The organism is Chelatococcus sp. HY11 (genome assembly GCF_018398335.1).
In the GTDB taxonomy this organism is placed as follows: Bacteria; Pseudomonadota; Alphaproteobacteria; order Rhizobiales; family Beijerinckiaceae; genus Chelatococcus.
Window position 1 is genome coordinate 1,219,367 of sequence record NZ_JAHBRX010000001.1, and the last position, 21,187, is coordinate 1,240,553.

Consider the following 21,187-nt stretch of genomic DNA (forward strand, 5'->3'; position numbering starts at 1 on the left):
CGGAATGACACCCTTCCGTCATCAGAGCCTGTACCGTCAGCGGCGCGGTTCGTTGCCGCCCTTCAGGCCAGCGCGACGCAGGGCCTCGGCCATCGCCCCACCTGTTTCCTTCTGGGCAGGCTGCGGACGCTGCGGCGGGCGTGCGGCCTGGGGCGTGGCCGATCGCGGTGCCTGCCGTTCCGCGCCACCACGCCGGGGTTCCCGCGCAACGTCGTCATCGAGGCGCATGGTCAATGCGATGCGCTTGCGCGCCTGGTCGACCTCCAGAACCTTGACGCGCACGATATCACCGGGCTTCGCCACAGCGCGCGGATCCTTCACGAAGGTCGAGGCCATCGCCGAGATGTGGACGAGCCCGTCCTGGTGCACGCCGATATCGACGAAGGCACCGAAGGCCGCGACATTGGTGACGACGCCCTCGAGCACCATGCCGGGCTCGAGATCGCTCAATTTCTCCACGCCCTCGCGGAAGGTCGCGGTCTTGAAGGCCGGGCGCGGGTCACGACCAGGCTTCTCCAGTTCCTTGAGGATATCGGTCACGGTCGGCAGGCCGAAGGTCTCGTCCGTGAAGCGCGCGGGCTGGATCCCACGCAGCACCGTCGCGTTGCCGATGAGGCCGCGGATATCGCTTTTGGTCGCCTCCAGGATGCGGCGCACCACCGGATAGGCTTCCGGATGAACACTGGAGGCATCGAGCGGATCATCGCCCTTCGGGATACGCAGGAAGCCGGCCGCCTGCTCGAAGGCCTTGGGCCCGAGCCGCGCCACCTTCTTGAGATCGCTGCGCTTGCGGAAGGGGCCATTCTCATCGCGGTGCAGCACGATGTTCTGGGCAAGCCCCTCCCCCACGCCCGAGACGCGGGCAAGCAGTGGCGCGGACGCCGTGTTCACGTCGACGCCGACCGCATTCACGCAATCCTCGACGACGGCATCGAGCGAGCGTGAGAGTTTCGATTCGGCGAGGTCATGTTGATACTGCCCGACACCGATCGATTTCGGATCGATCTTCACGAGCTCCGCCAGCGGGTCCTGCAGGCGGCGCGCGATGGAGACCGCGCCACGCAAGGAGACGTCGAGATCCGGCAGTTCCTGCGAGGCATAGGCCGAGGCGGAATAGACCGAGGCGCCGGCTTCGGACACCATGATCTTGGTGAGCTTGAGGTCGGGATAGCGCTGGATGAGCTCGGCCGCGAGCTTGTCGGTCTCGCGTGACGCCGTGCCATTGCCGATCGCCACGAGCTCGACCTTGTGGCGCGCCGCCAGCGCCGCCAGCGTCGCGATCGCCTCGTCCCAGCGCCGCTGCGGCTCATGCGGATAGATGGTCGCTGTTGCCACGACGCGCGAGGTCGCGTCCACCACGGCCACCTTCACGCCGGAGCGGAAGCCGGGATCAAGGCCCATGGTGGCGCGGGTGCCGGCCGGCGCCGCCAGCAGGAGGTCACGCAGGTTGCCGGCGAAGACCTTCACCGCCTCGTCCTCGGCGGCCTGCCACAGCCGGCCGCGCAGGTCCACGCTGATATGGACGAGGATCTTGGTGCGCCACGCCCAGCGCACAGTCTCTGCCAGCCATCTGTCGCCCGGCCGGCCCTGGTCGATGATGCCGAAGCGATGCGCGATGCGCCGCTCGTAAGTGCCGGGCTGCGGCGTTCCTCCTTTGACCGCGGGCGGTGCCTCGGGCTCCGGTTCGATGCGGATGTCGAGAAACTCCTCCTTCTCGCCGCGGTAGAGCGCGAGAATGCGGTGCGACGGCAGCTTCACCAGGGGCTCGCTGAAATCGAAATAGTCCGAGAACTTGGCGCCGGCCGTCTCCTTGCCGTCGCGGACCTTGGAGGTCACCTTGCCGCGGGTCCAGACTTCCTCGCGCAGATGGCCGATGAGGTCGGCATCCTCCGAGAAACGTTCGACCAGGATGGCGCGGGCGCCGTCAAGCGCTGCCTGGATGTCGGCAACTCCCTTGTCGGCATTCACGAAGGCGGCCGCCTGCGTGGACGGATCGAGCGCGGGCTTGGTGAGAAGGGCTTCGGCGAGCGGCCCCAGCCCCGCCTCGCGGGCGATCTGCGCCTTGGTGCGGCGCTTCGGCTTGAACGGCAGGTAGATGTCCTCAAGCCGCGCCTTGGTATCGGCCGCCTTGATCGCCGCTTCCAACGCCGCGTCGAGCTTGCCCTGCTCGGTGATGCTGGCGAGGACCGCGGCGCGGCGCTCCTCGAGATCGCGGAGATAGCGAAGCCGTTCATCGAGCGTGCGCAGCTGCGCGTCGTCCAGGGCGCCGGTGGCCTCCTTGCGATAGCGGGCGACGAACGGAACCGTCGCTCCTCCGTCCAAGAGATCCACGGCGGCTGTGACCTGCTTTTCCTGAACGCCCAGCTCGTCGGCGATACGCTGATTGATGGATACCATCGGGCTCCCGCAGTTCCCTTGTGTCACGGTCGTCATTCCGGAGGATATGAGGCCAGGCCCAAAGGCCGGTCATGGTCTCCGCTATCTCCCCATAGCCAAAGGCCGGGCGCGTGGCCATTTCAAGACCTTGACAGACAATCACCTGGCATCGATGGCGGAGCGTTGTGGATTGCTTTACAGCGAACCGAAGCGACAGCACAATTCGCTCCTTTAGTCGACAACGGACATCGCGGCCATGGCGAACTCAAAGACTGCGGCAGCGCCTCATTCTGCGGCTGCCTCGCCCGCCCGGGGCGTCACGCGCCTCACGCATAACCCGGAGGGACCGGCTGGCCGGCTCACGATACGCGTTGATCTCGGCCAGCAGGGCGCGCTCGGCCCCGGCAAGATCAGGCTGATGGAGCTCATCAACGAGACCGGCTCCATCTCGGCCGCCGGCCGCGCCATGGAGATGTCCTATCGCCGCGCCTGGCTCCTCATCGACAGCCTCAACCATGCCTTCCGCGCGCCACTGGTGGCGACACAGCATGGCGGATCGCGGGGCGGCGGCGCGGTGCTGACACCGCTCGGCCAGGATATCGTCGCGCGCTATCGCCGGCTCGAACGCGCCGCCCATACCGCCGTCGCGGACGATCTCGATGCCCTGGCCGAGGCTGTGGCGACGGGGTAACGGCACAAGGCTCAGTCGGCCGCGTCCGCTGCCGAATGTCCGTCACCCCTGCGCCCCTCCTCTCCGCGCTCCTCGGGGAGAAACGAAACGGCCTTGACGACGGCGAAGACCGTCTTGCCGGGTGTCAGAGCCAGCCCCTCCAGGGACCGCCGCGTCAACCGCGCCAGAAGCGGCACGCCACGGCAATCGAGCCGGATATCCACCGCCGCGCCTGTCGCCGCGCCGATTTCGGCGATAACACCTTCAATGACATTGAGCGCGCTGAGCGCCTCGGGGGCCTTCGTCGCGAGCATGACGTCGCGCGCCCGGATATGAAGGCGGACGGGGGCACCGACCGCCTTGGCGACGGCCGGTATGAAGAGGTCGCCGGCAGGGGTCGCGACAATCGTCAGGCCATAGGCCGTGTCCTGGGCGGCGACCTTTCCATCGACCACCGCTCCCGCGCCTTCCGGCCCCGTGAGAGGAGACAGGTCGAGGCGCTGCATGACATCGGCCGCCGGCCCCGCCGCCGCTACCTCGCCGGCATTGAAAACGACCAGCGTGGTGGCGAGCCGCGCCACCTCGGCGACGGAATGGCTGACATAGACGATCGGCAGGCGCATGTCGTCACGCAGGCGCTCGATATAAGGTAGGATCTCGCCCTTCCGGCTCTCGTCGAGGGCAGCCAGCGGCTCATCCATCAGGAGAAGCCGTGGACTGGCGAGAAGCGCCCGCCCGATGGCGACGCGCTGCTTCTCGCCGCCGGAGAGGCCGGCCGGCCGCCTGTCGAGCAGGTGGTCGATGCCGAGCATGTCGACGATCGGCTCCATGGCGATGCGCTCGCTGGCCGGCACGAAGCCGCGTCCATAGAGAAGGTTGCGGCGCACGCTCATATGCGGAAAGAGGCGCGCCTCCTGGAAGACATAGCCCAGGCGCCGGCGATGCTTCGGCACGAAGATGCCGCGATCGGTGTCGACGAGCGTGACGCCGTCGATCACCACGCGTCCCCGGTCCGGCCGCAGCAGGCCGCCAATGATGTTGATGAGCGAGGTCTTACCCGAGCCCGAACGGCCGAACAGCGCCGTCACGCCCGTGCCTCCGCTGAAACGGGCGACGAGTTGAAAGGCGCCGAGCCGGTGGGTGACGTCGATGTCGATGCTCATGGGCTGCTGTTCATGTCGCCATCGGTCACGCGGCCGCGATGCGGCGGGCGACGCCGCGCGCCAGCAACTCAGAGACGAGGAGCGCGGCCATGGCGATCACCACGGCGACGATCGTCAGCCGCATCGCGCCGGTGTCGCCGCCGGGCACTTGCGTGAAAGTGTAGATCGCCGCCGACAGGGTCTGCGTCTCGCCGGGGATGTTCGACACGAAGGTAATCGTCGCCCCGAACTCGCCCATGGCCTTGGCGAAGGCAATCACCATACCCGCGATGATGCCCGGCAGGATCAGCGGCAGCGTCACCGTGAGAAACACCCAGACCGGGTTGGCGCCGAGTGTGCCGGCGGCAACCTCCAGCCGTGTATCGACGGCCTCGATCGACAGGCGAATGGAACGAACCAGAAGCGGGAAGGCCATCACCGCGCAGGCCAAGGCCGCTCCCGTCCAGCGGAAAGAGAAGACGATGCCGAAATACTGGTCGAGAAAAGCGCCGATCGGCCCCCGGCGTCCGAACAGGATCAGCAGAATGAAGCCGGTGACGACCGGCGGCAGCACGAGCGGCAAATGCACGATGCCGTTGAGCAGGGAATGCCCCCAGAAGCGGCCACGCGCGAGCAGGAGCGCGACGATGATCCCGAGCGGCAGGCTGGCGATCATCGCCCAGAAGGACACCTTCAGGCTGAGATGGACGGCCGTCCATTCCGCGGGGCTGAGCTCAAGCCAGGACATTCATTGAAGCCGTGTTTGGTTTGGACAGGTGGACAGGCCACTGGACATTATCTGAAAGGCTCCGTCCACCATCCATCCTCAACCGTCATCCCCGGCCTTGCCAGGGATGACGGTTGAGGAAGTCGATGCCTCACCTGTCGGTATGGCCGGGACAGGCCCGGCCATGACGGGCGCGTTCCGTCAGGAGTGCACGACCAGATATTGCGCCTACTGCGTCGCGGTCTTGCTCATGACCGTAAAGCCTTCTTTCTCGAAAAGGGGCTTCGCCTTCGGCGACTGCAGGTAGGCAAGGAACTCCGCCGCTTCCGGGTTGCTCGAGTCCTTTGTCAGCGCAATCGGGTAAAGAATTGGCGGATGGGAATTTTCTGGGAACGTGCCGACAATCTTGACCTGCGGATCCGCGGCGGCGTCGGTGGCATAAACGATGCCGAGTGGCGCCTCTCCACGCGAGACCAGCAGGAGCGCCGCGCGCACGCTTTCGGCCTGCGCGACCTTCTTCTCGACGCCAGCCCAGGCACCGAGCTTCTCCAGCGCAGCCTTCCCATACTTGCCGGCCGGCACGGAGGCTGTATCGCCCATGGCAAGCCGCCCGTCGCCGAGCGCCTTGGCGAGATCAAAGCCCTGTCCGATCTCGATCTTGACCGGGCTGTCCTTCGGCGCGATCAGCACGATGCGGTTGCCGAGAAGCGTCACGCGCGTATCCGGCTTGATGAGATCCTTCTTGGCCAAGTAGTCCATCCAGTCGAGATCAGCCGACATGAAAATGTCAGCCGGCGCGCCGGATTCGATCTGCTTGGCAAGCGCCGAGCTCGCCGCATAGGAAACCGTTGCCTGCTTGGAGACCTCGCCCTTCCACTGGGCGTTGATGGCATCGAGCGCGTTCTTGAGGCTTGCCGCCGCGAATACGACCGGATCCTTGGCGTGCGCGCCAGCCATGCTGCCAAAGCTGACAAGCGCCGCCACGGCGACCGCGCCGGTGAAACGCGCCATGCGAGCCAGCCGGCCCCGGACATAAAGTTGATCGACCATTGTCGGCTCCCCTGCCTCGCTATCGAAATATCTCAATGGATACATCGTTAGCTGATCGCGGCGCAGTTGGGGAGAGAAAAAAGGCTGTCAGGAAGGTCGGCGTGTCATCCCCGGCGGGCTGCCAAGTCGGCAGCTGCTGACTTGGCCTTTCATGGACAGCCCGGCAGCAGCCGTCTAGTAAGCAGCTCGGAAAGGGTATCCACGAAGCGCGACGGTTGGCTCTTCTGGATTCCCTTCCCGGCCGGTTTCACCGGCCGGGAAGGGAATGACACGTCACCAATCGTTAGCGCCCTTAAGTGCCGCCCTCACGCCTTCAGATGCAGCGTCACAAGCACCGTAATTGCCGCGCCGTCGGGCACATCGGCGGTGACACGAAGCCATGTGCCGAAGCGCTCGACGCGGGCAACGCCGATACCGTCCTTCTCGGTCGGCAGGTCGAACTCGGTGCCCTCGGGCGCCCAGCGCATGCCGTCCGGCGAGATCTCTACGCGGGCGCGGCCCGGCATGCCGGTGACCGGCTTCAAGGCCCGCACGAAGATGGCTGCCTCGTTGGCCCAGCCGGCCTCGTAGGGCTCCGTCGCGCTCTTGCCCGTCCAGGTTTCGTTGCGCGCCACGATGGCGGCAAAGCTCTCACGCAGCATCAGAAGTCTCCCGACAGGCAGACACTATCGACATAGAGGAAAGCCCGCTTGTCGGTGTCGGTCTCGGCGAAGAACGCCAGATTCAGCATGCACCAGAGATTCTTCATGGCCGGGATGCGGATGGGCTCGTAGCCGGACACATCGAACACCCTGTCATTGCAGCGGAAACCGGTGCATTGCATGGTCGCCAGGTCGAAATCGAGGCACAGATAGGTCCAGTTCACCTTGGTCGGGATTTCGTTGTAGCAGAGGCGCTGCTCACCGCCCGGCAGGTCGACCCACCCCTCCGGCGCCAGGTGATAATGGCTGACCGTCTTGTCGTCGTGACCGATGGGCTTGAAGGCTGTGGTCTGCGGCTTGAACTGCCAGCGCTGGACGTGCTTGCCGTCGAGAGCGTTGAGGAAGCGCAGATGCGGCATCACCCGCTCGCCACCCTCGCCCGCTCCGTCCCCGACCTGGAGATCGTAGAGAAAGCCGAAGGAGCGCACATCCGCCTCGGACAGCTTCAGTTCGTTCGCCTCTGGCTTGAAGGTGACATAGGCCTCGATGCGGATGGGCCCGGCATGGCGAAAGGTCAGACGCTTGATGGCGACGTTCTGCGCGCCGCGCCTCGGCCGCGTGGCGATCTTCAGCGCGTAGCTGCCGTCGAAGCTGCCGTGGGAGCCGGCGTCCCAATGCGGCAGCGTCGACAGCATCGGCGACAGATGCTGCGCATAGCCGGGCAGCATGCTGTCGAGATCGTCCTCGTAGTTGCCGACAAGCTGCGTCCAGCCGCAGAAGCCCCGGTCGAAGTCGTCGAACGTGATGATCCGGGGCAAGGGATCGAAACGGCTCAGCGCCGGATTGGCCATTTGCATGGCCCGCCTGAGGTCGTTCCCGGCGATATCGGTCATGGTTGTGATCCTTCGGACATTGTTTCCTCTGGTTTTCTCGTGAGCGTTGCCGTTGCCCTAGCCTTTCGTCGACCCCGCCGTGAGGCCGGCGACGAGATGCTTCTGGGCAAGCACCACGAAGATGAGCACGGGCAGAAGCTGGACGGTCGAGGCGGCGAACAGGACGCCCCATTCGACACCCTCGACCGCGCCGATCATTTCCGAGAGCACGAGCGGCGCGGTCTTTGCACGCGTCGTGGTGAAGATGAAGGCGAACAGGAATTCGTTCCAGGCATAGACGATCACGAAGACCGCGACCGCGACCATGCCCTGGGCGGACAAGGGCAGGATGAGCTTGTAGAGCACCTGCAGCCGGCTCGCGCCATCGAGATGGGCCGCCTCGTCCACCTCTTTCGGAATCTGGTCGATGAAAGTGCGCATGACCAGCGTGCCGAGCGACACGAAGAACGTGGCGTAAAGGACGATCAGGATGAAATGGGTGTCGTTCAGCCCGAGCCAGTTCACAGCGGGGAACAGCGGCAGGGTAATGACGATGGGCGGGATCAGGCGAATGAAGATGAGGAAGAAGGCCGACCCCGCCAGCACCTTGTGGCGGAACCGGGAATACGCGTAGCCGGCGACCGCGCTCGACAGCACGGCGACGATGGTCGCACCGGCGGTGACGATAAGGCTGTTGAGAAGACCGTGGAAGAAATCCCCCCAACGTTCCCATAAAGCTACATAATTCGTCCATGTAGGCTGGAATGCGAGACGCGGCGGCACGGCGAAGATGTCGCGGTCCGTCTTAAACGACGACATCATGATCATCGCGATCGGGATGAGCGACCAGGCCAGCACGACCAGGATGGCGATGCCCTTGAGGGCCATGAGGAGCGGGTTACGGCGCATAGGTCGCAAACATCTCCTTGTAGAGGCGCCGGAGATACCAGAGCGCCAGGACGAGGGAAGCCACCACGAGCAGCCAGCCGGTCGCGGCCGCGTCGCCGAAGGCGTTGTAGCGGAAGGCTTCGAGATAGAGATAGACAGCGAGCACCTCGGTCTGGCGCGCCGGGCCGCCGCCCGTGAGCAGCCAAACTTCGGAGAACAGGCGGAAGGCGAAGATGTAGCGGAACAGCATGGCGATCAGCATCGCCGGCACGAGCAGCGGTAGGGTGACGCGGCGGAACCGCGCGAAGCCACTCGCGCCATCCATCTGCGCCGCCTCGTAGAGTTCGCCGGGGATGGCGAGCCGCGCCGCGTAGAGGATCACGAAGGTGAAGGGAAGATGCAGCCAGATACTCAGCAGCGAGACGAGCAACAGCCCCTGCCATGGCACCACGGCCCATTCCAGCGGCGGCAGGCCAAGGGCCGTCAGGGCTTGCGTGGCGAAGCCGACCTCCGGGTCGAACAGGAAGCGCCACATCACGACGGCGGAGACCTCGCTGACCGCATAGGGAGCGAGCACCGCGGCCAAGAGCAGCGGCCTGAAAGGCACGCCACTCGCGAACAGGAGGGCCATGCCAAGCCCAAGCAGAAGCTCCACATGCACGACGATCAGGACGACGATGACCGTGTTGACGAGCGCCTTCCAGAAATAAGGATCCGCCAGCACGCGGCCATAGTTGGCGAGACCGACGAAGACCGGCGCCTGACCGAAGGACGATTCGGTCAGGCTGAGCCAGAACACGTAGAGGGCCGGGATGAAGATGATGACGCCGACGAAGAGCTGGACGGGAGCGATGAAGCCGAGGGCGGGAAGAAGCGGTGAGCGTTGTTCCATCAGGCCCTCAAGCGATGCGGTGGCGGGCGAGGACGTCATAGTCGAGCGTCACCCCGAGACCCGGCCCTTGCGGTATCGCGACGCCGCCGTCGACGATCTCACCATGCCCGCCGACGACAGGCGCGCAGAGCTCGTCCCGCAGAGGATTGTCGTAGACCATGCACTCGAAGGTGCGCGTCGTCTCGGCGGCCGCGGCCAGATGCAGGCTCGCCGCCACGCAGATCGCGCCCGACCACCCCACATGCGGCGCATAGGCCGTGTGATGGGCCGCTGCGAGCTCCGTGATCCGCCAGGTCTCGGTGATGCCTCCCGAGCGCGTCACGTCGGGCTGGATGAGGCCAAGCGAGCGATCCTGCAGCAGCTGCAACGCCTCGCTGCCGACATAGTCGCTCTCCCCCGCCGCCAGCCTTATCGGCAGATGTTGGGCAAGACGCCGATAGCCCTCGCGGTCGTGGGGGGCGATCGGCTCCTCGAAGAGATCGTAGCCGAGATCAGCGAGCGCGCGACCGACACGCATCGCGTCGTCCACGTCATAGGCCCAGTTGGCATCGACATAGAGGGCGATGTCGTCGCCAGCGAGGCGGCGCGCAAGCTTGGCGCGCGCGATGGCGGCGGGAACGGGCCGGCCGAGCTTGACCTTGATCTCGCGGAAGCCCGAAGCCAGCGCGGAGGCGATCTCCGCCTCAACAGTCCCATCATCGAGCCAGTTGATGGAGGAGGCATAGGCGGGGACATGGGCACGTCCCATGCCGCCAAGCAGGCGATGGATCGGCTCTCCCGCGCGCTTTCCGGCGAGATCCCACAGGGCGATGTCGACGGCCGATAGCGCCTCGACCAATTGGCCGCCCGGTCGGCCGGTCAGGGCGTTGCGCATGCGCTGCCACAAGGCGCGGCGATGGCTCGAATCCTGCCCCAGAAGGCGTGGCACAAGCGCCTCGTCGACGAGCGCCGCATAGCCTTTGGCGCCGCGACGGGCCAGCCCCTCGCCGATACCGATGAGACCGTCATCGGTTTCCACCTCGACAACCAGGATCTCCACCGAGGGATAGTCACCTTGGGACGTACGCTGGGCCTTGGGCAGGATCGCCCGCAGTGGATGAGCCGTCACGCGTCGAATCACCGCGCCCGCGTTGTCCATCTCCGCCTCTGCCAAAGCCCGGCTGGCGGATGACAAGCGTTCTTGATCAGTCACGCCTTCCTCCCTGTTCGATAGTTGCCTAGCAACTTATCCGCTAAGTTGGATAGTTGCAATGCCGCATCAATTTTGTCATAGTCCTCTCATGGGCCGTAACGGTCGGCGATTGCGGCCCGGGCTGTACAATGGTGGCGCACGGTCTGCCGCCGAAGACATCATGAAAAAGGGATCTGGGTTGAACGGAACGCTCGACATCGACCCGCTCGATGTTTTGCTCGGGGCTGAAGACGTTGCGCCCGTGCGACTCGGCGAAGCGGTCATCGAGAAGCTGACACAGGCCATCCTGGATGGGCGATTGAAGCCGGGCGACGCCCTGCCCTCGGAGGGGCGGATCGCCGCGTCCTTCGGCGTCAGCAAGCAGGTGGCGCGCGAGGCGATCCGTGAACTCGCCGCCATGGGTGTCGTGCATATTCAGCAAGGGAAGGTCACGCGGATCCGCGATCTCGATGCCGAGCCGCTGGGTCGCTTCTTTCGCTTCGCCGTGCGCGGCAGCGCGACCGGCATCAACGAGGCCATCGAACTCCGGCGGATCCTCGAGCCACCGACGACGCGGCTCGCAGCAAAGGCGCGCAGCGAGGCCGAACTCGCCAATCTCGCCGCGATCCTCGCGCGCATGGAGGAGAGCCTTGGGGACGTGCCATCCTGGATCGAGGCGGATCTCGATTTTCATGAGGCGATCGGCACCATGTCGGGCAACCGCCTCCTGAAGTTCCAGATCCGCGCGCTTCGGCCGATCATTTCGGAGATCATGGAGATCTTCAATTCGCGTGGAAACCGGGGGCCTGCGGAATGGCGCGAGACCTATGAGCGTCACGTGCGCATCTTCAACGCCATCAAGGCAGGGAATGCGAATGCGGCTTTCGACGCCATGAGCCAGCATTTCGAGGCTGCGGATGCAGCCGTAAAGGAGTTGTTCTCCGGCGAGTAAGCCGCCTGCCTATCAGAGACGTGACCACCCAATGGACCTGCGCAAACGCAGGCTGACGATAAATTTCATTCTTGGAGGAAGCCCATGTCCCTCATCCGTCCGTCGCGCCGGGCGCTTCTGGCGCTCGGCGCCGGTGCCCTGCCCCTCGCGGCTGGCTTCGGCCCGGCCATTGCCCAGTCGAAGTCGCTCAACATCATTGGCCATCGGGTGCACCGTACCGCTCTCACCGGCGACGCCGGCGGCAAGGGTGGCGACATTCTGGGTGAATGGGGCAAGGCGAACGGCGTTGCCCTGAACTGGTCAACGTTTGATGTCGGTCCGCTGCACGAGCGCCTGCTGCGGGAGGCGAGCCTCGGCGAGACGTCCTTCGACGTCGGCTTCCTGCTCAACACCAACGCGGTGCCCCGCGCCTTGAAGCTCATGGCCCCGATCAACGAGCTCGCGGCGGGCGACCCGATCGAGGATTGGCAGGAAGTCTCGCCGGGCATGGTCAAGGCCGTCACGGTCGACAACGAAACCTTCGCCGTTCCCTTCCGTCATGCGACCACCGGCCTTCACTACAACGAGGCGTTCTTCACCGAACGCGGCCTGTCCGGCCCGCCGCGCACGATCGAGGACATGATCGCCTTTGCCGAGAAGACGACCTTCCGCCGCGACGGCAACGTGCCCGTGAACGGCTTCGCCATGGAAGGCGTGAGCTATGTCAACATGGTCACGCTGTCGCTCGCCTATCAGGCCCCTTTCATCGACGAGACGCTGAAGGTGGTCCCCAACGAAGCAGGCATGGTGAAGACCTTCGAGGTCTTCCGCGATCTCTTCGCCAAGCAGATCCTGCCGCGCAATTTCGCGGCGCTTCGGCAGGACGAGGTCATCACCATGATGCAGACCGGGCGCCTGGCCATGTGCCACTTCGCCTTCGGCCGCTATCTCGCCTTCAACGATCCGCAGAAGTCGAACTACGCCGGCAAGATTAAGGTCGTCTCGCCGCCAGCCGCTGCCGGCTCCCCGGGAGGCGACATCGTCGGCACCACCGAATTCTGGTCCTTCGTCATTCCGCGCAACAGCCGCAACAAGGAACTCGCGTGGCAGATGGTGAAGGCGATGACCGCCAGGGAGGCGGTGATCCGGGCCGCGCTCAACGGCAACGGGCCGATCCGCCCCTCGGCCTACGACGACCCGCGCGTCAAGGAGGCCGTGCCCTATGCCGCCGAGGAGGCCCGTGCCCTCGCCGTTGCCAAGCCGCCGCTGCCCGCCTTCGACAAGGCGACAGAGGCCGGCGACATCCTCGCCCAAACCGTCCAGGCGGTCGCCCTCGGCCAGATGAAGCCCGAGGACGCCGTCGCCCAGTTGAAACAGCGCGTTGAACCGCTTGTGAGGTCTTAAATGTCTGCGATTGTTCCCGGCCAGAGCGTCATCGGTTTCATCGGCATCGGCACGATGGGCCTGCCCATGGCGCTGAACGTGGCTAAGGCGGGCTATGAGCTGAAGGTGTTCGATCTCAGCGAAAAGGCGCTGGCGGAGGCCAAGGCGGCCGGCGCCACGCCCGTGTCCTCGGTGGCCGAGCTCGCCCGCACGTCAGATGTCATCATCACCATGCTGCCGGACGCGCCGGACGTGGAGAAGATCACGCTTGGCCAGGATGGCATCGAGTCCGCCGCAAGGCCCGGCACGCTCTATGTCGACATGAGCACCATCGATCCCGGCACCAGCCGCCGCGTCGCGGTACGCCTTGCCGAACGCGGCATCCGGATGATCGACAGCCCGGTGGCGCGCGGCGTGGAGAACGCGCGCGCCGGCACGCTCGCCCTGATGATCGGCGGCGACAAGGCTGATGTCGACGAAGCCATGCCGCTTTTGCGCACCATGGCCGACACGATTACCTACTGCGGCCCGCTCGGCAACGGCGTCGCCATGAAGCTCGTCAACAACTTCCTGTCCGCCGGGATCGTCTCGACGGTGGCCGAGGCCTGCGCCATCGGCCTCAAGGCGGGGCTGCCGCTCGACATGATCGTCGCGATCAGCGGCGCGACGGGCACCAACAATGCCTGGATGCATAAGCTCATGCCGTCCAAGGCCTTTCTCGGCGACTTCAGCCCCGGCTTCATGACGCCGCTCGCCCGCAAGGACCAGCGGCTGGCGCTTGCCTTCGCCGAGGACATGGGCGTGCCGCTCACCCTCGGCAAAGCGGTCTTCGAACTGCTGACCCAGACGGCAGAGGTCTATCCGCGTGAGGATTTCACGAGCATCCTGCGCGTCGTCGGTGATGGCGCGGGGGTCAAGATCAGGCTGCCGGAGGCATAATCGCCGCCGGCCGGCAACTCAGACGGGCAGTGGGGCGGCAGAAGCCCCATGACTGCCCGTGACAGTGCAAGAGCCCCGTGACCTATTGGAGGGAGGAATAGGATGTCTGGCAATCGACGTATTCCCACGCGCCGGCAAATGCTGGCGCTCGCCGGCGCGGCGGGTGCCGCGACGTTCGCGCTACCGGGCCCCAGCTTCGCACAGGCCAAGAAGCTGACCGTGCTGTCGCACCGCGTGCACCACTCGGCCGCGACCTCCGGTCCCGGCGGCGACGCGACCGCGGCCTGGCGTGCCTCGACGGGCACGGACATCGACTGGGTGACGCTCGGTGATGTCAACGCCATCATGGAGCGCCTCTTGCGCGAGGTCTCCCTGTCGGAAACATCGATCGACGTCGGCTATCTCCTCAACGGCCGCGCCGTGCCGCGCAATCTCAAGCTGTTCGAGCCGCTCGACGCGCGCCAGTCGAGCGCGCCGATCGAAGCCTTCACTGATTTCGCACCGGGCCTCGTCGAGCCGCTGAAGCTCGAGGGCGCGCTCTACGGCGTGCCGGTTCGCCACGCCACCAACGCACTCATCTACAACGAAGCGCTGTTCGAGGAACGCGGCGTCGCCCTGCCGAAGACCTTCGAGGAACTGATCGAGGCGGCGCGCAAGCTCACCTACAAACGCGCGGACGGAACACCGGTCTATGGGCTTGCCTTCACCAGCGTCTTCGCTTCGAACTTCCTGTCGCTGTCGCGCGCGCTCGGCGGCGACTACATGACGGCCGACGGCCGGATCGTCTGCACGGAACCGGGCATGGTGAAGACGCTCGGCATCCTGGCCGATCTCTACAAGTCGGGCGTCATGCCGCGCAACTTCACCAATCTCAACAATGAGGAGGTGACGACCTGGATGCAGCAGGGCCGGGCCGCCATCACGGTCAATCCCTTTGCCCGGCTCGTCAGTTACAACGATCCGTCGAAGTCGCAATATCCCGGCAAGTTCAAGGCGCTGACCGTTCCCGTCGCGGCCGACCTCCAGGGCAAGCTCGTCTACGCGCCGACCGTCGAGTTCTGGGCGCTCGTCATCCCGAAAGCGGCAAGGCAGAAGGATGCTTCATGGGGGCTTATCAGTGTCCTGTCGTCCAAGGCCGGCACGCTGGCGATGGCGCTGAACGGCAACGGGCCGACCCGTCTCTCGACCTATGACGAGCCGAAGCTGAAGGCAGCCCTGCCCTACGCCGCCGACGAAGCGGCGGCGCTGAAGACGGCCCGCATTCATCTGCCGGCGTTCGACGAGCAGGCGCGTGCCCATGACATCTTCGTGCAAGCAAGCCAGGCGGCTGTGATCGGTAGCATGACACCCGAGGCCGCGATGGCCGATGCCGCCGCGCGCGTCACCCCCCTCCTGCCGAAATGAGCCGTGCCAGCACCATGAACGCATCTATGGACGGGCAGATCGCCCTCGTGACCGGATCGACGCGCGGCATTGGCCGTGCGATCGCTGGCAAGCTCGCGGCAGGCGGAGCGAAAGTCGCCGTCCACGGCCGCGACGACAATGAGCCGGCGGAAGCGCTTCCGCCTGGCTCGCACTTGTTCAAGGCGGATCTCGCCGATGCTTCGGCGACCGTCGGGCTCGTCCAGGCGGTCGAAGCCGCCCTCGGCCCGCCTGATATCCTTGTCCTCAACGCCTCGATCGAGTTTCGCCAGACATGGCAGACCTTGACCGAGGAAGCCATGCTGGCGCAGGCGGAGGTCAATCTGTACTCGACGATGCGCCTCATCCGCGCCGTGCTGCCGGGCATGATCGCGCGTGGACGCGGGCGCGTCATCGCCATCGGCACGGTGCAGGAGTATCGCCCGAATGACGTGCATATTTTCTATGCCGGCACAAAGGTGGCGCAGACCAACATCATCCTGAATCTGGCGCGCAATACGCGCGAGCCTGACGTGACCTTCAATGTGGTCCAGCCCGGCGCGATCCTCACCGATCGCAACCGTGCGGTGCTCGCCGACGCCGATTTCCGCAAGCGCGTGGAGGATAAGATACCGCTGGGCCGGATCGGCGACGCGCAAGATTGCGCTGGAATCGTCGCCTTCCTCTGCTCACCGGAGGCGAGTTATATCAACGGCGCTGTATTGTCCGTGGATGGCGGAATGCATCTTTAGGTCCGCCCCTGGATGTGGCGCGTCACCGCCAGCAGGTTTCCGTTCGCGGGTGGTTCCGGTTCACTCAACCATTGGCCGACTGAGAAAACATTTCGGGATAAGCGAGCTTCACCCTGTCCGACAGCTCAATGCGGTTACGGCCTGCGCGTTTCGCCATGTAGAGCGCTTCGTCGGCCTCCGAATAGACGGTGTCAAAGGAGGTCAGCGGGCCGCGGATAGCGACACCCGCGGAGATCGACACCTTCGCAACGCTGTCCGCGGCAATGATGGATGTCTTCGCCACGACTTCACGCAGCTTGATAAGTGCCAGGACGATGTCTTCCACCGGTGCCTTCGTGGATATCAGCGCGAACTCGTCACCGCCCAGACGTCCGACGATACCGAACTGCGAGAGATGGCTCGCCATGATCTGCCCAACCGCTCGTATAACGGTGTCGCCTCCACGATGACCGATGGTGTCGTTGATCGTCTTGAACCGATCGACATCCGCGATGACGAGCACCATCGCATCGAAATCCGACTGTTCGCTAGCTTCCATCAACGCCCGACGGTTCGGCAAGCCTGTCAGCTGGTCGGTCCTACTGAGGAGCTCAAGCTCGCGATGGGCAAGAAGAAGGGCCCGCTGCGAGCGGGCGAAGACCGTGCTGACCGGCACGGCTATGACGCAGACGGTGAACACCGTGAGTAACCAGGAGCGTACCGCCGTTTGCCAGTTCGTGAAAAAGATGAGCTGGCCCGCGATATCCAGGCAAAGCGCGATGACAAGACTGACCGTTGTCACCACCGCGACATAGCGCACGAGGCTCTTCGTACTGGTGATTTGCGGATGGGCGAGCAACCGCGTGAGATTTCCGCTGCGGAACAAATTCAGGCTCCGAAAAACCAATCCCGGTGCGAACCTGGAGAGGCCCGACCGCGCTGGCTCGTCAATTTAATGGACCCCGGGGTGGCCTGCCACGCCGGAGGGGTGCGTCACGAGTTCGCGACAGCTCCCGGGTTCGTGCCTCGGTTGTTGACCGGCCGTACAGTGATGTCATTACATGGATTGAACTATCCCGTTCCGCGGACATCATTGAACCATACAGCCCTCACTCTCATGCTGCGTCTTTCCACAAACGACGTGCCACGCCGCCAGCGCATGGACTTCGTACACGATTTCGTGGCCCGGCATTTCTTGGGCTTGGAGTTCATACCTTTCGACGTCGACGAGATCCATGTCGAGATGAGCGCCTGCGTGCTGCCAGGAGGCACGACCCTCGGCTCCTGCCAGTATCCGCCCATGCGAGGGGCACGCCCCCGGTGGCTCCTGGGCGACGGACGGGACGGATATCTGCTCACGGTCCATGGAAGCGATCACGAGGTCGCGGTTGACGGCCGCCCGCCCGTCAAGATCGCGGCGGGCGATATCCTCATCATCAACCAGTCCGTTCCCTTCAGCTTTGAACTAGCGGCGACGATGGTCACGGGCGCGACGCTAGCGCCCAACCGGCTTGGCACTCTCGTGCCACGCGCGGAACGCCAGCCTTATCTCCATATCCAGCGCTCCGCCCCGGAGGCCGCGCTGGCGGTTGGCTACGCGGACCTACTGCGAGCCAATCCACCGGCTGATGTGAAAGCCGCCCGCATCGCCGAAGACCATCTTTATGATCTCGTCGCGCTGTCCCTCGGCAGTCAGTACGTCGATATAGATCAACGCGGGAGTTCTCCCGCCGGCAACGCCCGCCTGCAGCTCATTCGCCAAGACATCGAGGTCCACCTCCGGGATCCCGATCTCAACGTGAACACGATCGCCCGGCATCACGGTGTCACGCCGCGCTATGTCCAACTTCTCTTTGAACGAGAGGGAACGACGTTCTCCGCGTTCCTGCGGGATCGCCGTCTGGCACTTGCCTACAATCGTCTGCGCAGGGAACCGACGGGGCGCGCTTCAATCGCCACCATTGCCTATGACTGCGGCTTCCCAGATCTCTCGGGCTTCAACAGGGCCTTCCGCAAGCGCTATGGCGCCACGCCATCGGATGTCCGCGCGACCGGATCGCACGGCGTGACGCCATGATCGACCGTTCCGCGGTACATCGTGGCGCCTTGCGAGCCGCGTGACACACATTGGCTCCCCGCCCTTCAGGGCGGATTGCCGATCTGAGGAGAATAGGCCCCACCCCGAGACTTATCAGACCATAGAACACAAAATGCTTCGGTTCTGCCTTGAATTCCGGCTATAGCCTTCGGGGATCTGCAGACCCACGTACTATCAGGGGGAAATATGGGATCTGCCGTCGAGCGGTTAATCTTGGCAAAACGCTGTGCCAACGTCGGCGCTGTTGGTCTCGTGGATAGACCGACACGACCTGGTGCCATAAGGACGTGAACAGCGTGCAACCGTTCGACGCGGCTACCCTTTTTGCCGTCAATGCGATCTCATTAGTCGTCTTCACTGTCACCTATATCCTGGCCTGGTCGCGGAGTTTTGACGGGAAATATTGGCTAAACCTCACAATCGCCGATGCCGTCTTCGCGGTTGCCTTCCTCATGTTCTCCCAGCGCGTCGATGGCAGCAAGGAGATGCTTCTTCTCCCGAACTGCCTGCTCGTGATCGGTCTGGGCTTCCGCTGGCAAGCCATAAGGTCATTTTTTGGACATAAGCCGACTTATCTCCTGTCGATCATTCTTACGGCCCTGGTGGCGGGGCTGCTCTACATGTCGGACGATCTCGGGACCGGTCTGGTCTTCGGCGGCGTCAATGTCGCCATAGCCATACAGATCATCGTCATCATCCATGCGCTGGTTCGTGAGCAACATGAGTACCTTCCCTCACGCTGGGGACTGGCGATCGCCTATGGCGTGATAGCGGCCTCCTCAGCCCTTCGCGTGATGCAGGGATGGATGCTCGAAAGCGGCATGGATAGTCTCCTCCCGCATGACGTGTTTCTCAACATCCATCTGGTTGCCGCCGCCATCCACATTGTCGCCAGTGGGGCCTTCTCGCTCTCCCTCGCGTATGAACTCGGAACACACGAGCTTCAACAAGCAGCGTCGCGCGATCCTCTGACAGGCCTCTACAACCGGCTCGGGTTGGAAAATGCTCTGGCGCGTCGCCCGGATCCCCTGGCGCGGCAATATGCGGTCATTCTCATCGACATCGATGACTTCAAGCATATCAACGATACGCGAGGGCATATGGTCGGCGACGCGGTCATCAAGGCTTGTGGCGATACGATCAAGAGATCCCTCCGAGCGACGGATCTGGTCGCACGTGTCGGTGGCGAAGAGTTTGTCGCGGTCTTGCCGCAGATCTCGCGAGATGAAGCCCACACCCTGTCCGAACGCGTAAGGACAGCCGTGGAGCAGGAAGAGGTGAGCGCAGGGAACGCAACAGTGCGCTTTACAATCAGCATCGGCCTCAGCCATGCCAACGCCCGCCTCGGCAACTTCTCCGAACTCATCGTGGACGCCGACAAGCATCTCTACAGAGCCAAAGCCGAAGGAAAGAATAGGGTCACGAGCGCCCCGCTCGAGCCCGCTGCTGTAAAAGCCGACGTGGCGGGGTGAAAAGGCGAAGATCTCTCGCCGCCATCGCTGATTGGCAGCATGGGGAGATTTCGAAATTTCCAAAGAAAGAGAATAATTTCCACAGTCCGCGCCTCATCCGTCAACTACGTTGCGACACACGGTTCCCCAACTATTCGGGCGGGCGCGATGGCCCCCGCATGAAAAGCGTGTGTTTTCGAAGGTAGGATGACATGGCACTGACCAATGGTGATGATCGCATTGTCGGATCCCCCAGTAGCGACATCGTAGACGGCCGACTTGGAAGGGATACGTTCGTCGTCGAGGGCATCCGCAGTGAGTTTGATATTTCGTTCGCTGGCGGCCTCGCTTATTTGACGGACAAGCTCACGGGACGGACCGATAAACTCGCCAATATCCAGGCCATCCAGTTCGACGACACGACGATTGACCTGTTTTCCGCCGACCAGTCCGAGATCGCGGCGCTGTATAAGGTGGTGCTGGGGCGGGATGCCGACGACGCTGGCCTCGCCTTCTGGACGGAGCAGAGCGCCAACGGCATGAGCCTTGCCGATATCGCGCTCGCTCTGTCGCAATCGGCGGAGTTCACCGCGCCGGATGCCGAAGCCTTGGTGCACAGGCTGTATAACGACCTGTTCGACCGGGCCGGGGATGCGGCTGGCGTCGGCTATTGGGTCGAGCAGATCAACAGCGGCGCTTCGTTCGCCGCTGTCGCAACGTCGTTCATTCGGAGCGCCGAATTCCCCGTCAACGCCGATACCCTGTTCGCTCAGGCGCCGCTGGCTGTCGCGACACCCTGGAGCGACGATGCGACCGTGCTATTTGGCGACATCGATGGCGATCTCACAGGGACATCGGTTGGACGCAACGACACCTTCCTCGATCGGGGCGCCAATCTTGTCATCTTCGGTGATGCCACCGGGCGGCTGCTGGACGAGGCGCGCGGCGGCAATGACACGATTGTTAGCGGCGGCACTGTCCACGGCGGGCAGAACTGGCTCATTGGCGACGCCGCCGAGATCCTCGACAATGCCAGAGGCGGCGACGACGATCTTGCCGTGAACGATTATAGCTTTTCCGGCACTTATACGCTTGTCGGCGATGCCCTGTTCATCGGTGGCGCGGCGCACGGCGGCAATGACCGGCTCGAGGGCGTATCAACGCCTGGTGCCCACAACATCCTCTATGGCGACGCAGTCACCCTGGGCGCCGGGGCAACAGGCGGCAACGACGTGCTTGATGCCGGATCCGTCGGCAGGGTGAGCGGTGTCACCAACTTGCTCTACGGCGACGCCGAGACGCTGGCGGCGGGTGCCCGTGGTGGCGACGATGTCCTGCGCAGCGGCCGCGGCGATGACGAGATGTGGGGCGATGCCGCCGTGGTCGAGACCGGCGCCGTCACCGGGCGAGACATCTTCGTGTTCGGGCCGGAAAATGGCAAGGACGTCATCCATGACTTCCAATACCGGCAGGACAAGATCGATGTCAGCGCCTATGGATTCCACAATCTCGCCGAGATGCACGGCATGATCAAAGCATATGGCTCCCATGGGGAGAACATTCTCATCGACTTCGGCGGTGGCAACCAGGTGTTGGTGATCGGCCTGCCCCACCGCGTCTACGGCGAGAGTGACTTCATCTTCGCTGTGGCCGAATAGTATCGCGCCGGGGTGCCCGCTTGGTGCGTTTCCCAAGCCGATCATCGGGCAAGAGGCCTTTCGAGCTCTTGATAGCGGCCACGCACCGCCCCTCTGGCTTACCCCGGCCGAGGGGGGCGCAGCTTCCCTGAACCGCTTATCAACAGGGACACCCTATCCAGCGTCA

19 protein-coding genes are annotated in these 21,187 nt (G+C 64.3%); 9 read left to right on the plus strand and 10 right to left on the minus strand.

Going from position 1 to position 21,187, the window contains the following annotated elements; all coding sequences use genetic code 11:
• Positions 1 to 36: 36 nt before the first annotated feature.
• The gene (locus KIO74_RS05740) at positions 37 to 2,397 is read right to left on the minus strand and encodes a Tex family protein (protein ID WP_213331109.1); all 2,361 of its coding nucleotides are present in this window, start codon (positions 2,395 to 2,397) and stop codon (positions 37 to 39) included.
• 235 nt (positions 2,398 to 2,632) lie between these two features.
• Between KIO74_RS05740 and KIO74_RS05745 the strand changes: the two genes are divergently transcribed.
• The gene (locus KIO74_RS05745; protein ID WP_213331110.1) at positions 2,633 to 3,067 is read left to right on the plus strand and encodes a winged helix-turn-helix domain-containing protein; all 435 of its coding nucleotides are present in this window, start codon (positions 2,633 to 2,635) and stop codon (positions 3,065 to 3,067) included.
• Between the two features lie 11 nt (positions 3,068 to 3,078).
• Here KIO74_RS05745 and modC read toward each other — a convergent pair whose 3' ends face one another.
• The 8 genes from modC to KIO74_RS05785 form a co-directional block, all read right to left on the minus strand.
• Positions 3,079 to 4,209, minus strand: a complete 1,131-nt coding sequence (gene modC / locus KIO74_RS05750; RefSeq protein ID WP_213331111.1) for a molybdenum ABC transporter ATP-binding protein — start codon at positions 4,207 to 4,209, stop codon at positions 3,079 to 3,081.
• A 25-nt stretch (positions 4,210 to 4,234) separates the two neighbouring features.
• The gene (modB, locus tag KIO74_RS05755) at positions 4,235 to 4,936 is read right to left on the minus strand and encodes a molybdate ABC transporter permease subunit (RefSeq protein WP_213331112.1); all 702 of its coding nucleotides are present in this window, start codon (positions 4,934 to 4,936) and stop codon (positions 4,235 to 4,237) included.
• A gap of 207 nt (positions 4,937 to 5,143) precedes the next feature.
• The gene (gene modA / locus KIO74_RS05760; protein ID WP_502762023.1) at positions 5,144 to 5,965 is read right to left on the minus strand and encodes a molybdate ABC transporter substrate-binding protein; all 822 of its coding nucleotides are present in this window, start codon (positions 5,963 to 5,965) and stop codon (positions 5,144 to 5,146) included.
• 305 nt (positions 5,966 to 6,270) lie between these two features.
• The gene (locus KIO74_RS05765) at positions 6,271 to 6,606 is read right to left on the minus strand and encodes a hypothetical protein (protein ID WP_213331113.1); all 336 of its coding nucleotides are present in this window, start codon (positions 6,604 to 6,606) and stop codon (positions 6,271 to 6,273) included.
• Positions 6,606 to 7,499: a DUF6772 family protein gene (locus KIO74_RS05770; RefSeq protein ID WP_213331114.1), complete on the minus strand. Its 894-nt coding sequence runs from the start codon at positions 7,497 to 7,499 to the stop codon at positions 6,606 to 6,608. The genes KIO74_RS05765 and KIO74_RS05770 overlap by 1 nt, the downstream gene beginning before the upstream one ends.
• A 57-nt stretch (positions 7,500 to 7,556) precedes the next feature.
• Positions 7,557 to 8,387 (minus strand): carbohydrate ABC transporter permease, encoded by an 831-nt coding sequence (locus KIO74_RS05775; protein WP_213331115.1) that lies wholly within the window; start codon positions 8,385 to 8,387, stop codon positions 7,557 to 7,559.
• Complete coding sequence (locus KIO74_RS05780) at positions 8,377 to 9,258, minus strand: carbohydrate ABC transporter permease (protein ID WP_213331116.1); 882 nt, start codon at positions 9,256 to 9,258, stop codon at positions 8,377 to 8,379. Before KIO74_RS05780 ends, KIO74_RS05775 begins: the two co-directional genes overlap by 11 nt.
• Positions 9,259 to 9,265: 7 nt before the next feature.
• On the minus strand, positions 9,266 to 10,450 hold the full coding sequence (locus KIO74_RS05785; protein ID WP_291978895.1) for a mandelate racemase/muconate lactonizing enzyme family protein: 1,185 nt from the start codon (positions 10,448 to 10,450) through the stop codon (positions 9,266 to 9,268).
• A gap of 160 nt (positions 10,451 to 10,610) precedes the next feature.
• On the opposite strand from KIO74_RS05785, the gene KIO74_RS05790 reads away from it, so the two are divergent.
• The 5 genes from KIO74_RS05790 (at position 10,611) to KIO74_RS05810 (ending at position 15,835) form a co-directional block, all read left to right on the plus strand.
• The gene (locus tag KIO74_RS05790; protein ID WP_213331117.1) at positions 10,611 to 11,381 is read left to right on the plus strand and encodes a FadR/GntR family transcriptional regulator; all 771 of its coding nucleotides are present in this window, start codon (positions 10,611 to 10,613) and stop codon (positions 11,379 to 11,381) included.
• Positions 11,382 to 11,465: 84 nt separating this feature from the next.
• Complete coding sequence (locus KIO74_RS05795; RefSeq protein ID WP_213331118.1) at positions 11,466 to 12,764, plus strand: extracellular solute-binding protein; 1,299 nt, start codon at positions 11,466 to 11,468, stop codon at positions 12,762 to 12,764.
• On the plus strand, positions 12,765 to 13,682 hold the full coding sequence (locus KIO74_RS05800; protein ID WP_213331119.1) for an NAD(P)-dependent oxidoreductase: 918 nt from the start codon (positions 12,765 to 12,767) through the stop codon (positions 13,680 to 13,682).
• A gap of 102 nt (positions 13,683 to 13,784) precedes the next feature.
• A complete protein-coding gene (locus KIO74_RS05805; RefSeq protein WP_213331120.1) occupies positions 13,785 to 15,086 on the plus strand; it encodes an ABC transporter substrate-binding protein in 1,302 nt (433 codons plus the stop codon).
• Between the two features lie 14 nt (positions 15,087 to 15,100).
• Positions 15,101 to 15,835 (plus strand): SDR family NAD(P)-dependent oxidoreductase, encoded by a 735-nt coding sequence (locus tag KIO74_RS05810; RefSeq protein ID WP_213331121.1) that lies wholly within the window; start codon positions 15,101 to 15,103, stop codon positions 15,833 to 15,835.
• A gap of 64 nt (positions 15,836 to 15,899) precedes the next feature.
• Here KIO74_RS05810 and KIO74_RS05815 read toward each other — a convergent pair whose 3' ends face one another.
• Positions 15,900 to 16,700 (minus strand): GGDEF domain-containing protein, encoded by an 801-nt coding sequence (locus tag KIO74_RS05815; RefSeq protein ID WP_213331122.1) that lies wholly within the window; start codon positions 16,698 to 16,700, stop codon positions 15,900 to 15,902.
• A 207-nt stretch (positions 16,701 to 16,907) separates the two neighbouring features.
• On the opposite strand from KIO74_RS05815, the gene KIO74_RS05820 reads away from it, so the two are divergent.
• The 3 genes from KIO74_RS05820 (at position 16,908) to KIO74_RS05830 (ending at position 21,021) form a co-directional block, all read left to right on the plus strand.
• Positions 16,908 to 17,891 carry a helix-turn-helix transcriptional regulator gene (locus tag KIO74_RS05820; protein ID WP_249730868.1) on the plus strand — a complete coding sequence of 328 codons (984 nt, stop codon included), beginning with the start codon at positions 16,908 to 16,910 and terminating at the stop codon, positions 17,889 to 17,891.
• Between the two features lie 317 nt (positions 17,892 to 18,208).
• Positions 18,209 to 19,384 carry a GGDEF domain-containing protein gene (locus KIO74_RS32410; RefSeq protein WP_213331123.1) on the plus strand — a complete coding sequence of 392 codons (1,176 nt, stop codon included), beginning with the start codon at positions 18,209 to 18,211 and terminating at the stop codon, positions 19,382 to 19,384.
• Positions 19,385 to 19,575: 191 nt separating this feature from the next.
• Positions 19,576 to 21,021 carry a DUF4214 domain-containing protein gene (locus KIO74_RS05830; protein ID WP_213331124.1) on the plus strand — a complete coding sequence of 482 codons (1,446 nt, stop codon included), beginning with the start codon at positions 19,576 to 19,578 and terminating at the stop codon, positions 21,019 to 21,021.
• Positions 21,022 to 21,187: the final 166 nt, after the last annotated feature.

Coding starts and splice junctions, on each gene's coding strand:
- KIO74_RS05780 (WP_213331116.1), bottom strand. CDS start 9,258: ATGGAACAACGCTCACCGCTTCTTCCCGCCCTCGGCTTCATCGCTCCC.
- modA (WP_502762023.1), bottom strand. CDS start 5,965: ATGGTCGATCAACTTTATGTCCGGGGCCGGCTGGCTCGCATGGCGCGT.
- KIO74_RS05775 (WP_213331115.1), bottom strand. CDS start 8,387: ATGCGCCGTAACCCGCTCCTCATGGCCCTCAAGGGCATCGCCATCCTG.
- KIO74_RS05810 (WP_213331121.1), top strand. CDS start 15,101: ATGAACGCATCTATGGACGGGCAGATCGCCCTCGTGACCGGATCGACG.
- KIO74_RS05805 (WP_213331120.1), top strand. CDS start 13,785: ATGTCTGGCAATCGACGTATTCCCACGCGCCGGCAAATGCTGGCGCTC.
- KIO74_RS05770 (WP_213331114.1), bottom strand. CDS start 7,499: ATGACCGATATCGCCGGGAACGACCTCAGGCGGGCCATGCAAATGGCC.
- KIO74_RS05745 (WP_213331110.1), top strand. CDS start 2,633: ATGGCGAACTCAAAGACTGCGGCAGCGCCTCATTCTGCGGCTGCCTCG.
- KIO74_RS05765 (WP_213331113.1), bottom strand. CDS start 6,606: ATGCTGCGTGAGAGCTTTGCCGCCATCGTGGCGCGCAACGAAACCTGG.
- KIO74_RS05740 (WP_213331109.1), bottom strand. CDS start 2,397: ATGGTATCCATCAATCAGCGTATCGCCGACGAGCTGGGCGTTCAGGAA.
- KIO74_RS05790 (WP_213331117.1), top strand. CDS start 10,611: ATGAAAAAGGGATCTGGGTTGAACGGAACGCTCGACATCGACCCGCTC.
- KIO74_RS05800 (WP_213331119.1), top strand. CDS start 12,765: ATGTCTGCGATTGTTCCCGGCCAGAGCGTCATCGGTTTCATCGGCATC.
- modB (WP_213331112.1), bottom strand. CDS start 4,936: ATGTCCTGGCTTGAGCTCAGCCCCGCGGAATGGACGGCCGTCCATCTC.
- KIO74_RS05795 (WP_213331118.1), top strand. CDS start 11,466: ATGTCCCTCATCCGTCCGTCGCGCCGGGCGCTTCTGGCGCTCGGCGCC.
- modC (WP_213331111.1), bottom strand. CDS start 4,209: ATGAGCATCGACATCGACGTCACCCACCGGCTCGGCGCCTTTCAACTC.
- KIO74_RS05830 (WP_213331124.1), top strand. CDS start 19,576: ATGGCACTGACCAATGGTGATGATCGCATTGTCGGATCCCCCAGTAGC.